The sequence below is a fragment of the Vibrio sp. 1069 genome (assembly GCF_033340555.1).
Genome location: NZ_JAWOWP010000894.1, coordinates 1 through 531, shown reverse-complemented (window position 1 = coordinate 531; position 531 = coordinate 1). Strand labels below are relative to the sequence as shown.

General features: G+C 52.0%; 1 protein-coding gene. It reads right to left on the bottom strand.

Going from position 1 to position 531, the window contains the following annotated elements; all coding sequences use genetic code 11:
* On the bottom strand, positions 1-531 hold a 531-nt coding region (locus R7040_RS29680; protein WP_318098079.1), incomplete at both ends, for an NAD-dependent epimerase/dehydratase family protein.

Genomic DNA, 531 nt, shown 5'->3' with positions numbered 1-531 from the left:
ATGGATGTAATCGCGCACGCCAGTGCCATCAGGTGTTGGGTAGTCGCTACCGAATACCGCGAGTTTTTCTCGGCGGCCAACAGCGACTTGGGCGATAAATGGCATCAAGTTATTGGGAATACCTTGTGGGTCTTCCCCCATGCAGCCCGATGAGTGCGCGCCAACTGGGTTGAAGTAACGCAGTAAGGTGATGCTCCAGTCGTTTTCAGCATGGAACAGATCGCTGAAGCACTGCTCCACCATATATTTACTGCGACCGTATGGATTGGTGGTTGCGCCTGTTGGTGAATCTTCCGTAATCGGCACTATTTCTGGGTCACCGTAAACCGTTGCCGATGAACTGAATACGATGCTTTTCACGCCCGCTTTACGCATGCTGCGCGCTAACACCAATGAGCCATTGACGTTGTTGTCGTAGTACTCAAGTGGTTTTGCCACCGATTCGCCAACCGCTTTGAGGCCAGCAAAGTGGATCACAGCTTGGATGTCGTGCTGCGCGAATACCGTATCCAAAAATGCTTCGTCACGGAT